At 37.3% G+C, this 14,743-nt stretch carries 10 protein-coding genes; 7 read left to right on the plus strand and 3 right to left on the minus strand.

Annotated features, from left to right (window positions below; translation table 11 throughout):
• Window positions 1-73: 73 nt before the first annotated feature.
• A complete protein-coding gene (locus tag MSKOL_RS18620) occupies window positions 74-319 on the plus strand; it encodes a pentapeptide repeat-containing protein (protein WP_052725322.1) in 246 nt (81 codons plus the stop codon).
• Between the two features lie 133 nt (window positions 320-452).
• On the opposite strand, the gene MSKOL_RS03240 is transcribed toward MSKOL_RS18620, so the two are convergent.
• The 3 genes from MSKOL_RS03240 to MSKOL_RS03250 all read right to left on the minus strand — a co-directional run bounded on the left by MSKOL_RS03240 (window position 453) and on the right by MSKOL_RS03250 (window position 3,268).
• Window positions 453-1,331 carry a M48 family metallopeptidase gene (locus MSKOL_RS03240; RefSeq protein WP_048118036.1) on the minus strand — a complete coding sequence of 293 codons (879 nt, stop codon included), beginning with the start codon at window positions 1,329-1,331 and terminating at the stop codon, window positions 453-455.
• Between the two features lie 52 nt (window positions 1,332-1,383).
• The gene (locus tag MSKOL_RS03245; protein ID WP_048118044.1) at window positions 1,384-1,932 is read right to left on the minus strand and encodes a LemA family protein; all 549 of its coding nucleotides are present in this window, start codon (window positions 1,930-1,932) and stop codon (window positions 1,384-1,386) included.
• A gap of 694 nt (window positions 1,933-2,626) precedes the next feature.
• On the minus strand, window positions 2,627-3,268 hold the full coding sequence (locus MSKOL_RS03250; protein ID WP_048153658.1) for a pentapeptide repeat-containing protein: 642 nt from the start codon (window positions 3,266-3,268) through the stop codon (window positions 2,627-2,629).
• Between the two features lie 2,188 nt (window positions 3,269-5,456).
• On the opposite strand from MSKOL_RS03250, the gene MSKOL_RS19750 reads away from it, so the two are divergent.
• The 6 genes from MSKOL_RS19750 (at window position 5,457) to MSKOL_RS03275 (ending at window position 14,726) form a co-directional block, all read left to right on the plus strand.
• Window positions 5,457-5,654, plus strand: coding sequence for a hypothetical protein (locus tag MSKOL_RS19750; protein WP_156150945.1), 198 nt, complete (start codon window positions 5,457-5,459; stop codon window positions 5,652-5,654).
• A 1,666-nt stretch (window positions 5,655-7,320) separates the two neighbouring features.
• Window positions 7,321-7,461, plus strand: a complete 141-nt coding sequence (locus MSKOL_RS20615; RefSeq protein WP_197078817.1) for a hypothetical protein — start codon at window positions 7,321-7,323, stop codon at window positions 7,459-7,461.
• A 614-nt stretch (window positions 7,462-8,075) separates the two neighbouring features.
• Window positions 8,076-10,460, plus strand: coding sequence for a glycosyltransferase family 4 protein (locus MSKOL_RS03260; protein ID WP_048153663.1), 2,385 nt, complete (start codon window positions 8,076-8,078; stop codon window positions 10,458-10,460).
• Between the two features lie 8 nt (window positions 10,461-10,468).
• The gene (locus tag MSKOL_RS03265) at window positions 10,469-11,518 is read left to right on the plus strand and encodes a glycosidase (protein WP_197078874.1); all 1,050 of its coding nucleotides are present in this window, start codon (window positions 10,469-10,471) and stop codon (window positions 11,516-11,518) included.
• 421 nt (window positions 11,519-11,939) lie between these two features.
• A complete protein-coding gene (locus MSKOL_RS20900; protein WP_048118060.1) occupies window positions 11,940-12,296 on the plus strand; it encodes a phosphomannose isomerase type II C-terminal cupin domain in 357 nt (118 codons plus the stop codon).
• Between the two features lie 618 nt (window positions 12,297-12,914).
• Window positions 12,915-14,726, plus strand: coding sequence for a glycosyltransferase (locus tag MSKOL_RS03275; protein WP_048153668.1), 1,812 nt, complete (start codon window positions 12,915-12,917; stop codon window positions 14,724-14,726).
• The last annotated feature ends 17 nt before the right edge of the window (window positions 14,727-14,743 follow it).

Below are 14,743 nucleotides of genomic sequence, written 5' to 3' on the forward strand. Positions count from 1 at the left end.
CTAAATCTTGAAGAGCAGAAGATATTTTCATGGCATAGTAATGCTTATTTTAGTTCAAGGCCGATAATTGTATATGGATATTCCAGAGAGAAAAGACCTTCTAGGAGCTAACCTTCAAGGAGCTGACCTTATAGAGGCTAATCTTGAAGGAGCTAATCTTGAAGGGGCTAATCTTGAAGGGGCTAACCTTGAAGGAGCTCAACATTTATCACTTGACCCGCTTTCTACAGTGAAAACACTTCATAATGCAAAATTAGACAACGAGCTCCTCATAACCCTAAAAAAGAAGTGCCCTGCCCTTTTTAAAGTATCTGATTGAGCTCCATCCCCAAACCAATTTTTTATCGCCTTTTGATTAATCAAGCTCTGGACCTACTGCTCTCAGCTGGGTCATTAGCATAAGTCCTAGTTTATTCCCTCAATACTTGTCCTAAACTCAAAAACCTAAAAGCTCACATTTCTTTGAGTCTCTTAATTCTTTCATCAATGGGCGGATGTGTTGCAAATAGAGAATTTGCATTCTTTGAAAGGAATGGGTTGGTAAAATAAAGATGTGAAACAGCCCCATTTACCTTCGTATTAACATTATTGGCCTTAATCTTCTCAAGTGCAGAAGCAAGCCCCATCGGATTGCGCGTAAGGTACGCCCCGCTTGAATCAGCAAGATACTCCCTCTGTCGTGAAACTGCAAGCTGAATCAACTGCGTGAAAATCGGTGCAAGTATAGCAAGTACAACGCCAATCACTATAAATATAACATTTCCATCTCTTCGGTCTCTGTTTCCACCTGAGAACCACAAGCTTCTAAGGAAAATCTGTGAAGCAATCACAATAATACCGACAAGCACAGCAATCATAGACGCGAGCCTGATATCATAATTATTGATATGCGACATCTCATGTGCGATCACGCCCTCAAGCTCCTCTCTGTTCATGGTCTTAAGAAGCGCAGAGGTCACAGCAAGAACAGCATGCTCAGGGTCTCTTCCCGTCGCAAAAGCATTCAGGTTAACCTCATCAGCAATAATCACAAAACGTGGGGCAGGAATTCCTGCTGCAATCGCAAGCCCTTCAACCACATTCGAAAGGTGTGCATTTTCAAGTGGTGTCGGCTCACGTGTCTTCGTCACAGCAAGCACAATCTTATCTGAATACCAGTAAGAAGCAATTGTGCCAAGAGTAGAAAGAATCACAGCGATAATCAGAAAGACAAAAACAAGCGAAGGGTCATAAATCTGCGCGAATACATAGCCCAAAGTTACAAGGACAATGCTTACAATTCCAATAAGGATAAACGAATCTCTCTTATTCGCAGCTATTTGCTCTTCCATAGTTCGCAAAGATATCACACCCACAAAATAAAGAAAATGGAAAACCTTAATATTAGAACTGAACCTTGACAGGCTCTCTTTCCTTAGACTCAATCTCAAGATAAGTCCTTGTCTTCTTACTAAGGATTCCAGCAAAAATCGAGCCCGGTAGAGTAGTCACAAGGTTGTTAAAAATAAGCACACTGTCATTATAGTGTTGCCTTGCATAAGCAACCTTGTTCTCAATTCCAGAAAGTTCTTCCTGAAGCATAAGGAAATTCTGGTTTGCCTTAAGTTCTGGATAATTCTCGGCTATTGCAAAAAGCGACTTAAGAGTCCCGGCAAGCACATTTCCAGCTTGATCCTTTTCTTCAATTGTCTTTGCGCCCATCATCCTTGCTCTTGCATCAGACACGGCCTCAAAAATTGATTTTTCATGCGCTGCATAACCCTTCACAGTTTCAACAAGGTTTGGCACAAGGTCAGCTCTCTTCTTCAGCTGAACATCAATCTGAGCCCATGAATTATCTATTATGTTGGAAAGCACATTAAGTCTGTTGAAATAATACACAAAGACTAGCACAAATACAAGCAAAATGCCTAAAATAATATACCCACTCATATAATTACCTCCCAATATAAATACAACCTACTATCTGCTACATCCCACTTTCGACAGGCAACTTGTTTTTTCATAACATTTTTAATGATAGTGTTTTTGCTGGAAAGCACATATCCCTGATACTAAACATTATTGCAAAAATGCTTCATTGCTTATATATGTCGTAAGATTCGGGTTATATATTTACCAGCTTCAAAACCAATACATATTTATATACTGTTTGAAAAGCGCAATCAGTAAAATATCTCAAAATCTAATGTCGACCTGCCAAATGTAGATAGAAAGTAAAGATAAGACGAAATAATAAATATTATGACGAAATAAATAATATTATGACGAAATAAAAAATATTATCAACGGGCATACGAAAAATTCGCCGACTTACCATTCAGGTAACGATTCAGCCTGGAAAAAACAATATCAATAGCTGTCTTTAGTAATCTTTAATGGGTAAATTTCACTTGGTTTATTTTTCTCTAATTGCTGGCTATTGATCATGTTTTTGCATTTCCCATAAGTTCCATCAGTTATCAGTTAGTACTCAAAAGTATCTATTAAGTGCCCGCAACGAAATAAACTATGCAACTTATAATTTATTGTAACTTTTACTGGCGACCTATATAGTGAAAATCAAAATGTCCAATCGGAAATCTGCAGAGGTTATTCTGTGACGGGGCCTAAGTCAAAATCGAGATCAACAATGATTTTTGGTAGGCTGAATAGTTACCATTTTAGAAAGCTGGTCAAATGTCAAATAATGAGCTTCTCTAAGGTTAACTCCATTAAGGTTAGCTCCGTCAAACTTAGCTCCTTTAATATTCGCCCATCTAAAGTTAGCTCCATCGAGGCTAGCCTTTATAAGATCAGCTCCTTCCAGATTAGCCCCTGTAAAGTTAGTCCCTTCAAGGTCAGCTTCTTCCAGGTTAGCTCCTCTAAGCATAGCCCAATTAAGATCAGCTCCTTCAAGGTTAACTTCTCTAAGGTTAGCCCTATGAAGATTAGCTCCTCTAAGATTGGCTCCTTCAAGATTAGCTCCTTCAAGGTTAGACCATTCAAGGTCAGTTCCTTCAAGGTCAGCTCCTTCAAGGTTAACTTCTCTAAGGTCAGCTCCTTTCAGGTTAACTTCTTTAAGGTTAGACCATTTAAGGTTAGCTTCGCTAAAGTTAGCTCCTTCAAGATTAGCTCCTTCAAGGTTAGCTTCTCTGAGGTTAGCTCCCTCAAAATGGGATTCTTTCAGATCAGCTACTCTAAGGTCAGCCCCTATAAAGTTAGCTCTTTTAAGGTTAGTCTCTATAAGGTTACCCTCATTAAAATTAACTTTTTTAATTTCATGCATATAATAACCACTCCCCTTTATCACAAAAATTTTGTTGTCTTGTATCAAGTTTGAATGTATATTTCGAACCCCTGCCATTATAGGCAAATAATGCCTGATTTCAGGTTATTTTGTAGACTTTATGTCAGCGAAATAATCCTTTTGTGCAGGATCTTAACACAAGAGTGCCAGGGTTCGAAATGTGCATTTGAATAGAAATAAACATAATTATTGGGGTTCTACATAAACACAAGACGCTTATATAGTTTTTGTATGTGTTCTATATTTTTTAAATGAATGATAAATAGAACAGACATATACTCTCTCCAATATGTTTGAGTTTTTCTTCTTTTGTCTAATTGATAATCTGTTAAATAATCGTAACTATTCAACCTATATAAAACAGAATCAATAGTCATCTTTGTTAAAACTCAATAGACAAATTTCTGCAAATTGATTTTATGGAACTGTTGGCGATTGACTGCATTTTGTCCTCTTATATAGGTTATTTCTTTGATTTCTTGCTTTCACTATAATCAATATCAATAGACATGTTTTGATATGCTGAATAGTTACAAATAATCAATCATTTGTATTCGGTCAAGATATGATTATAAGAAATGTGTTATTTTCGTCGTCATTTCTGTAAACTTATGTTATAAATCGAGATGAATAAATGATTGCAGTAGTCATTTTAACGTTAATAGATTTCTTAACCGAATGCAAATGAAAGGATACTATTAATTTTACTATTAATTTTACTAGCAATTGACTGCCAGTAAAACAGTAAATATTTTTTTATTTGTTTAATCATTTTATTCACCCATTTTCTTGCTCGTGAATTATTGTTATGTGAATTACTGATTTTAGATAATATGTATGAGATAGGCTTCTTGCGAAACTTCTCCAAATAAACCGCTTACTTTATTTTTTTACGCTTCCTTCTGCGGTTTTTGTTGGCTCGACTTTTTCTTTTGCATCTTCCTTTGTAGGCTCTACTTTCTTATTGTCTATCATATATTACACTCATTTGTTTGTTTACTTGAATCGTTTTTAAAATGCTGGTCAATTTCACTTTCAATCATATTACTATTCCATTAAACGGTAAGTCGAGTTATGATCGATCACCGAAATACTCGACTCGACAATCTATATTGTATTTCAGCAATCTATTCTATATACATTTAGGTCTATATATGTATATGTATTCACTAAATATCTTACTATTTGAATATATAGTATTGATATGTACTATAAACATTTGAACACGTATGTTGATTTTACATTTTGACCCCCTCCCTAAAAAGCTACTTGTTTTTTTTATATATACAGTTCAGTACTTATTTTGCCCTATTCTGAATTAATTATTCAACCCTCAATGAAATCTCACTGGGAAATATGTTAAACTTTACAATATTTTTTATTAGTTAGGTCCAGAATTTTTAAATAATTGTGGGATTCAGCCAAAATCATTGATTTTGTTGAGCTTGTGCCCCCTACAAATTTAATAAATATGTAAAGTTGTTGCAAAAATCACCTTATTTTTGAAAGATGGGTCGAAATGTAAATTGATGTATTTGTTCAAGGAAAATAAATTTGTGTCTAATGTTGACGTTATCAACATGGACATAGGAAAGAGAACATATAAGAAAATGGCAGAACGTTTTGGAGTATCAAAAAGATACATGTTTTTTATTTTTGTGGATAGCGATATTTGCCCGAAAATGTTGCTATCATAAAGGTTTATAGTTTATTTTGTATTGACCCCGTGATGGTTCCCAAAGATTCGAACCAGGAACTACATTTTTCGCTATATCTTTCAGATCTTGCATTATAAATTTCATATTTTTCGCTACATCTTTTATATTTTGCATTCAAAATTTCATATTTTTCGCTACATCTTTTATATTTTACATTCCAAATTTCATATTTTGCATTCCAAATTTCATATTTTTCGCTACATCTTTTATATTTTACATTCCAAATTTCATATTTTGCATTTCAAATTTCATATTTTGCATTCCAAATTTCACATTTTGCATTCCAAATTTCATATTTTACATTATAACTTCAGCACTAAATTTTGATCACGTGCTTCAGTTAAAATAAATTTAAAATATACATGGATATTTATAGGTTTAAATACTGTAATATCATGCAGGATATCCAGTGAATTAAAATTTATTACTTTCCTGCATAAAAGGCTCATATGGAATATTTGAGAAAGCTAAAATTGGATATTTTGGTAGCCAAATTCATAAATCACTTACATAAAAAATATGTAAAGGTAAAAACCATGAGTGAAACAGACAAAAATATTGCGCCGGAAGTTGTAGGCAAAACTGATGCAGCAATAAAAGACGAAAAAGTATCAAATCCAGATGTCAAAGTAGAGACATCTAAATGAAAGGTTCATATGGGATATTTGAGGAAGCTATGTTGGAATATTTGGGGAGCTAAATTCACAAATTACTTGAATAAAAAATGTGCAAATATGAAAACCATGAGTGAAACAGACAAAAATATTACGCTGGAAGCTTTAGGCAAAACTGATGCAGCAATAAAAGACGAGAAAGTATCAAATACAGATGTCAAAGTAGAGACATATAGATAATAGATCTTGTCCGTGAGTTATTGATTAAGACTTACGCAGTTAAGAAACCATAAACTTGAGGCCCTGGGTTGTTAAAGTACAATGCTTTTTCAAAAACTCAGGTGTATCCGTTTCTTTAAGTTGCATTGATTAAATCTGAAAAACCAAGCACAATTTTCATCACATAAACAAGCTCACATTTGGAAAAATGTAGAGATAGTATTGTGTTTTTGTTTTTCAATAACTCACCTAAGGGCTCGTAACGAAATAACCTAAGTAACACATTATTATTTTGGAGCAAAATAGATGGGACTGCTTATGAAAATGGCAAAGTACAGTGTAAAAATGGGCTTAGGTTATTTCGCGGTGGGTACTAATGATCTTAAATAATAAATGATGGGAAGGAAAATGGTTGATAGAATCAAAAAGATGTTGAGTGTTAAAAAGATACTGAGTGTTTTCGTGGTACCCTTTTTCGTAGTGTTAGTAACAGTTGTGGTAGTACTCTTATTGGCATATAACGGGGGGCTAAAATTTGCCAAGAATGTATTATTTCATAAAATGAATATGGCTGATTAATTGGTAAAATAATTCCTACATTTAAGTTTTTTATATACCATATGTTTAACTATTTAAGGACACAACGTTTATACCTAAAATGTTGCTATCATAACAGTTTATAGTCTCTTTTGTATTGACCCTGTAGCGATTCCCAAAGATTCGGACTAGAAGCTACATTTTTCGCTACATCTTTCCTATTTTGCATTAGAACTTAAGCACTAAATTGCGATTGTTTACCTCAGTTAAAATAAATTAAAAAATCAATGGTTATTTATATATTAAACTACTATTATATCTTAATAGTTATTTGGGAACTCTAGATTTATAACTTTTTTGCATACCAGGCTCATGTGGAATATTTGAGAAAGCTTAACTGGGATATTTGGAGCTCTAAATTCAAAGGGGTTATGTATAAAAAATATATTAAGGTGATGATTATGAGTGAAACAGACAAAATTATTGCGCTATAATCTGCAGGCAAAATTAATGCATCACTAAAAGACGAGAAAATATCAAATCAAGACGTCAAAAAAGAAACACCTAAATAATAGGTTTTGGCCGTGAGTATTGATTAAATCTGAAAAATCGGGCACAATTTACATGTTGGGGAAAAATGTAAAGGGGTTTGGGGTTTTTGTGTTTAAGTTTTTCAATAAATCCTCCACTAAAAGTTTGCACTAAAAGTTTGAGTAGTAATCCTATAAAATTGACAAGTGCCGTTATTTTAGTTTGGAGCTTATCCCAAAACTTGATTAATCGTTTAAAATTCAAGATTCAGGGAATCATTTAAAATTCAAGATTCAGGGAATCGTTTAAAATTCAAGATTCAGGGAATCGTTTAAAATTCAAGATTCAGGGAACCAATTTTGAGTTCTGGAATGAGCTCAAAATTAAAATAAAAATTCAAGGAGTTTTATTCATGAGAAATCTAAAAATGTGTCCAAAATGCCACGCTAACCTGAAATTGTGCTCAGATGGCGAGACTCAGTATTGTAGTATTTGCAAGTACTGGACAAAAGTAGGTACTGCAAGACTCGATTCGATAATGATTTACGGATGAGGAGTCTGCATGAAGAATACTGAGATTTTTAATATCTGGAACTATAAAATTTTATATTTTTTAAAAATCCATTGACTGAAATTTCTTATGTATGAGCTCATCCCAAAACCAATTTTCTTAAATCAATAAAAGTTTTAAAACTATATCCCATGACAAGAAACTCTATCGATCATTCAAAATTCGAGGTCCAGGGAATATATTTTGAGTTTTGGGATGAGCTCTTGATCTGGAATTTTATCTTAATCTAGATTTTGGTAGTATCCGTGAGTTATTGATCTATTTTGAAAACATAGTACTTCCCCTGCATTTGAGGAAAATGAAGAGAGATTATTATGCTCACTATTTGTAACTACTCATCCTGCAAGAATAAGTTAATTGATATCGATTTTAATGAAATTGATATGTTTGATTTTAGCCAAGGAGAATTGAAAAGACGCAATCAATAGCTAACAATCAAATATAATCAATTTCCCAAAATTTGCCTATTGAACCATAATAACGATGGCTATTGATGTTGTTTCACTCGAGATGAATAGTTTCCACTATTTTAAGTAACTCGTGGGCACGACCAGATATCAAAACGTCTATAAATGATGTAAGTTTGGAGGGATTATTTGAATAAACAATTGAAAGTATTATTTATAGGAACTTATGTTCCAAAAGAATGTGGGATTGCTACATTCACTTCTGATCTTTTAAATTCAGTTTTGGGAGAAAACAACGACGTTCATTGTGAAGTTATTGTTTTGAGTGATCCTTCTGAAACTTATAATTATCCAGAAGAAGTCGTTTTTCAAATTCAGAAGGACAGGATCGAGGATTATTACCTGGCTGCGGATTATATAAATCAATCTGGTGCTGATATCGTATGTCTTCAGCACGAATTCGGGCTTTTTGGTGGGGATGCAGGAGATTACATTTTTGCTCTTCTATCTGGAATAAATAAGCCTGTAATAACCACAATGCATACTGTAATCCGGGAACCTGACCCTGAGTACCGGGCGTCCACAGAAAAACTCATCAGGTATTCCGAAAAGCTGGTTGTAATGAGCCAGTCTGCAGTCAATATGTTAAAAGAAGTTTATAAAGCTCCTGAAGACAAGATAGAATTAATATTTCATGGAGTACCTGACTACCCATTTAACAGCTGCAGTAAGTACAAAAAGATGCTGAATCTGAAAGGGGCTCCTCTTATCCTTACTTTCGGCCTGCTGAGCCAGAATAAAGGTATTGAAAGTGTGTTCGAGGCTCTTCCTGGAGTTGTAAGCCAGTATCCTGACCTTATTTACCTTGTACTGGGTGCCACACACCCGATGGTCAAAAAGATTCAGGGAGAATCATACAGGCATTATCTTGAGAACAAGGTTTCCGAACTCGGGCTTGAAAACAATGTAGTATTCCACGACAAATTTGTCGAAAAAGAAGAACTCTGCAATTATATCCTTGCCAGTGATATTTACGCATCTCCTTACCTTTCCAGAGAACAGATAGTAAGTGGCGCTCTGACCTATGCAATGGGTATGGGAAAAGCAATAGTATCCACCCCTTACTGGTACGCCCAGGAAATGCTTTCCGAAAATCGTGGGTTGCTTGTAGATTTTGGAGACACTGATGGCTTTAAAAAATCCCTGCTATACTTAATTGAAAATCCAGACGAGTGTAATGATATGCGCAAAAAGGCATACGATTTTGGCAGAAAAATGACATGGAAAAATGTAGGTAAAGAATATAATACTGTTTTTGATAAGGCTTTAAAGAATTACAATACCCATCCTGGAATACAAAACAGATTTAATTTCCTTCCGATTCAGCTTCCTGAAATTAAACTTGATCATCTTAAGTTGTTGACCGATGATGTGGGCATTATCCAGCATACCAATTTTGGTATACCGGCTCGCCGTTATGGATACAGTACTGATGACGTAGGCCGAGCTCTTGTTGCACTGACACAGCTGATAGACAGCCAGAAAAAAACCGAAGAGTTTAGGGGGTTAATTACCACATACATGAGCTTTCTTGAACATGCCCAGACCGACACGGGTCACTTTCATAACTTCATGAGTTATAAAAGGGAATTTTTGGATGAAAAGGGCAGTGAAGACACTTTAGGGCGTGCAATTTACGGACTCGGACATGTGGTGAGCTGCCCTTACCTGTCAAAAAATATACGTACCCTTGCAAATACCCTGATCAGTAAATCCAGGCAGGAAATCAAAAATTTGGGTTCTCCGAGAGCAAAAGCCTATACGATGTGCGGTTTGTATGAGATGCTCAGGGCAGGCGTGGATGCAGATGAATTTGAATCTGTATTCAACTCACGCAGGGATACAGTCAAATCCATAGATTCTCTTGTAGACAAGGATAACTTTGAATCCATATTTATCACCCATGCGGATTCCCTGGTTGATTTATATGAGGCTAACCATAAAGAAGACTGGAACTGGTTTGAGCCCACAGTTACCTACAGTAATGCAAAACTAAGTGAATCCCTTTTACTGGCGTATAATTACACTAAAGACAGAACTTACAGAAAAATTGGCCTTGCTACCCTGGATTTTCTTACTGAGATTCAATGGAGAGGCGACTTTTTTGATCTAGTTGGAAATCACGGTTGGTATTCCTATAATGGAAAAATACCGCTTTTTGACCAGCAGCCTATAGAGGCAGGTTACCTGACTCAGGCTTATATTTCAGCCTATGAGATTGCGCATGAAAGGAAATATCTGGAACTCGCAAAATATTCTTTTGAATATTTTCTAGGCAGAAACCGCTTGCGAACTGTTATGTACGATTACTCAACAGGTGGGGTCTTTGACGGACTTGGCAGCGATGGCAGGAACTGTAACCAGGGGGCAGAATCCGTAATTTGCTTCCTTATGGCTTTGAGCTCTTTAAATAAACACACAAATGAACCCATCATTGTGGCGTTCCAGCCCAAAGTAAGTGATGGGGTTCTACAAAAGAAAAAGAGCCTGCTATCAATAAATCAGGAAGAATGAGGGAGATTATTATGTGGAAAGACCAAGGAGAACTATTCCAAAGGTATAAGAAAAATCCTATACTTAATGTTGAAGATTGGCCATATCAGGCCCATTCAGTGTTTAACCCTGCAGCGGCTATAGTTAATGGTATAACTCTATTAATGGTGCGTGTCGAAGACCATCGAGGCTTTTCTCACCTTACAGTAGCAAGGAGTAAGAATGGAATTGATGGCTGGGAAATTGACCGCGAACCAACTTTGTCTCCGGATCCTGTAAACTATCCTGAAGAAATATACGGCATTGAAGACCCGCGCATAACTTACATAGATGAGATAGGAAAATGGGCTGTAGCATATACTGCTTATTCAGATTCAGGCCCCTTACCATCTCTTGCCCTTACAGAAGATTTCCGAAATTTTGAACGAATGGGAGCTATCCTGCCGCCTGAAAATAAAGATGCTGCTATTTTTCCTGTAAGGTTTAAAGACAGATGGGCAATGCTACACAGACCAGTATCTGGTATGGCGGGTGCGAAGGCAAATATATGGATATCTTTTTCCCCGGATATGAAATACTGGGGAGAACACGAGGTTCTTCTGTATGCTCGGGAAGGTGGATGGTGGGATGCCAACAAGATAGGTCTATCCCCGCAGCCACTCCTCACATCTGATGGATGGTTAATAATGTACCATGGGGTACGCCAGACAACATCTAAAGCAAGTTATCGGCTTGGACTGGCTCTTCTTGATCTCGAAGACCCCAGAAAAGTGCTCCACAGGTCCGAAGGATGGGTTTTCGGACCTCGTGAAATGTATGAACGCAGTGGAGACGTTAATGATGTTGTTTTCCCTTGCGGATGGGTCTTAGTGAATGATGAAATCCGTATTTATTATGGAAGTGCGGATGTATCAGTATCAATGGCCAGTGCAAAATTATGTGATATACTGGAGTATATACATGGGTGCCCTGAGACACAATGCCCTGACGAATACTGCAGATGGTTTGAAGAAAACAGGGGAATTTCAAATGATCCAAAAAAAGGTGATTGTAAATTAAAAATAAATTTGGGGATCTGAGTATTTTGGGGGTATTATTATAAGAATTTCAATGTTATCTCCTCCCTTTTTATCCCGCCTGCACAAAGGCAAAGGTGCGAAAGAAGCAATAGAAGTTGCAAAAAGACAGGAATAAAACTTAGAATGGCCGGTTATATTGCGGATCAGGCCTGTTATGATGGAGCCTTCGGGCTTGATGTGGTTGAAGCCATGGAAAGCGGTACTCAGGTAATTGCAATGAATAGGGCTCAATGCCTGAGCTGATCTTGGATGGAGAAACTAAATTCTTGTCAACAGTGTTGATGAACTTCAGAGGCTGTGCAGAGGGTTGTTTTCATATTCCGCAAAAAATGTAGGTAATGTGTAGAAAAACGTTCCTCTGTTGACAGGATAATAGATGATTACATCAATGTGTACGAAACAATTCTGGAGAAATGCAAACGTGAGTCCAAAATGCAAAAATGAGTCAGAAAGGCCCTGGGGGCACTATGAGGTGCTTATGCAGAGGCCAGGATATAAAGTCAAAATCCTTACTGTTTTACCTCATAGTGAAATATCACTTCAACGTCATTCCCACAGAAGCGAGCACTGGCACATAGTCAGTGGAAAGGGGATTGTAACCAAAAATGAAAGTGAAATCAAGGTTCTTGCAGGAGATTCTGTTGATTTTCCGGTAAATGAGGTGCATCGTGTAAAAAATATAGACAATGAAAATCTCGTTTTAGTTGAGATCGCGCAGGGAAATTACCTTGGAGAGGATGACATCGTAAGACTTGAGGATAAATATGGGAGGATCTGAAAAAATTTGTATTTATGGGTTTGTATTTTGGAAAACCTATATCACAAACTCCATATACATTTCTCTAATTCTATGTTACATTTTCGTAACTGACTCTGGTCCAATATCTAATGATTTTTAGACTGAAACACTGAATTTGTAGGAGAAAAATGTTCTTCAATCAAATATATTATTCGTTATCTAAAGACTTCAATCAGGGAGATATGTTCAAAGGATTGTAACCAATTTTAAAAATCTAGTGATTTTAATTTTACGTTCATCACTAGATTTTGGAACTGAGTCAGGATTGTGGAAAGCTGCTATGCGAAAACAAAAACGGCTGTACTTGATTTCGGTATCTGAAAAATCTCCTTGAATAATTCTTTTTCCTGTGTATATCAAGCCGCTTTTATTCATTTTATCAATATCTTCAATAGGTCCAGCGGCTTCTATGTTTATTCCTTTTTTTCTTTAACCTCTACTATCTTAAGTTATTCTAACAGGCCACAGTTAACTTCAATCTTCTTGTCACGCGTCCTGCATCCCTTACAATTTTATCTTCCGATTGACTTTAATACTCATACGTGAATTTAAACATAAACTACAACTGAATGGCAAAAGGCCCTGGGGGATTAAAATTTGGGAAAACATTTTGTCATAATTGCCGGAGAAGAAGCAGGCCCTAAATCAAATAAAATGGGCGGGATCTGGAATGTTATTCATGAAGAAGCACAAACCCTTGCTTCTCTTTTCGATTCAGGACAATTGGATACAAAAGAAGATAAAGAGATACTCGTTGTGGGCCCTTATTATGCACACAGAGGCGCGGACTGGAATCGGGGACTAAACCGGATTACGGAGATGGAGGAATTTGACTCCCTCAACCCTGGCGAAGAACTCCGGAAAAGTCTTGAATCCCTTGAAAAATCAGGTATCAAGGTGTTTACAGGAAGTAAGTTCGTGGGGAGAACAAAGATAGGCTATTTGCAGTTTCAAACCTCGGATTTTGGGAAAATACGCTCAATGTATCTGGGAAAAGAGATGAACCTTGAAAGCAGGATCAAAGCTGAAGCCTACGAGCATCTTGGGCTTGATTCCCTTAGATATGAAAACATGCCAAACGGGCCTGAATATACCCATTACCTCTGCCTGTCCTATGCGGTTTCCGAGCTTGTCCGGCTCCTTATAAGCACGGCTCCGGAAAATTCCGAAACTCCTGGTGCAGCTTCAACTCATAGTTCTATTCCCTGTCCAGGCGTCTCTCTACACTGTCACGAATTTGGGGTATTTTATGCGCCAGCCAGGCTTAAGAAGCTCGGAATTCCAGTAAATACTGTTGCAACTCTGCACGCAACTCTTCCTGGAAGGACTGCAGGATACAACTCTATTCAGAAAAGAAGGAACAATGACAGCACATGGCCTTCAGGCGTGCCTGAAAACCTGGCTGCCCTTGAAGCGCTGGCTGCATATGCCGATACGGTTACTGCAGTAGGAGAATCGACCCGACAGGAAGCCAGGCTCTTTTACGGGATTAATGGAATTGTGATCCGAAACGGAATAACCATAGAATCCGACAAGATAAACTGGGACCTGAAAGAAAGCTCCCTTGAGCGGATCCGAAAATTCCTTTCCGAAAATCTGTATAAGTACCACGGAGGGGAAAGGATAGAACCCGAAAAGATAATTCCGATTTTCACAATATCTCGCTTGGAAGTGGAAAATAAAGGATATCCAGACCTTCTCGATTCCCTTGTTGCACTTGAGCACATAATAAAAAACAGCATTCTCGAAGGACATATGCAGGAGGAAATCAGGGTAATCTGTTTCCTTGTTACGGCTGAAGGGTCCAAAACAAACCTTCCGTCAGGATTTCCTGTGAACCTGCCAAAAGAAGTGCTTGTAGGAAACGAACTGAGAATCCAGCAGATGATTGAGAAAAGGGGGCTGGATTTTTCAAAAATGGTGCGGGGGAAACGCTCGGTTGCAGCACTTTTATATCCCCAGATTCTTTCAAGCTCGGATGGGGGGCTGGGTATGGAAGTTGGGGAATTTATGGCAGGCTGCTGTGCAGGTATCTTTCCCTCGCGTTATGATCCTTTCCTGCTCACGGGGCTTGAAGCCGGAAAAGAAGGAACTCCAAGTGTGGTCAGCCGGGTATGCGGCTTCAGTGACGCAATAAAGACAATTGAGTCCCTTAAAGAAGCACTTGGAGGAGTGATAGTAGTAGACAATATCGATCTTTCCTATTACGAAACAGTCCTTGACTACGCCCTGGCAGTCAGTTATTTTACACGGAATTTCCTAGAAGATAGGGTAAAGTATAAACTCCTCTGCAGGGAAGCCTTCCTCCTTGCAAAAGATATGGACTGGAAAGCTCCTACTGAACAGTACTATGAACTGATAAGCGGGGCTCGGTTCTGCAAACAGGAAAATGCTGCTGGCAGGAGATAAAAAGAAGTTAAAATATC

Source organism: Methanosarcina sp. Kolksee (genome assembly GCF_000969945.1).
Taxonomy (GTDB): Archaea; Halobacteriota; Methanosarcinia; order Methanosarcinales; family Methanosarcinaceae; genus Methanosarcina; species Methanosarcina vacuolata.